General features: G+C 46.8%; 1 pseudogene. It reads left to right on the top strand.

Features of this window, described 5'->3' with window-relative positions:
- A pseudogene (locus tag AB4Z30_RS30125) lies at positions 1–359 on the top strand (hypothetical protein); the annotation flags it as partial.

The raw sequence follows: 359 nt of genomic DNA, 5'->3' as shown, positions 1-359 counted from the left end.
ATGGCAGTGTGGACGGTAGTAAACTGACCGAAGGTGCAGTATTGAGTATTCATTTGGCTGAAGAGAGCGTGCAATCTGTTCATATTGCAGAAGGTGCGATACAAGCGGATCACATTGAAGATAGCAGCATCAYGTCAAGCCATTTGAGTAAAGAAGCCGTAAGCACAGCTCATCTGCAAGATGGTGCAGTTACTGCGTCCAAACTGGCRGATGGCAGTGTGGACGGTAGTAAACTGACCGAAGGTGCAGTATTGAGTATTCATTTGGCTGAAGAGAGCGTGCAATCTGTTCATATTGCAGAAGGTGCGATACAAGCGGATCACATTGAAGATAGCAGCATCACGTCAAGCCCATTTGAG

The sequence above is a fragment of the Paenibacillus sp. 2TAF8 genome, from assembly GCF_052114825.1.
In the GTDB taxonomy this organism is placed as follows: Bacteria; Bacillota; Bacilli; order Paenibacillales; family Paenibacillaceae; genus Paenibacillus.
Note: the sequence above shows the minus strand (reverse complement) of the source record. Positions and strands in the feature narration are given on the sequence as shown.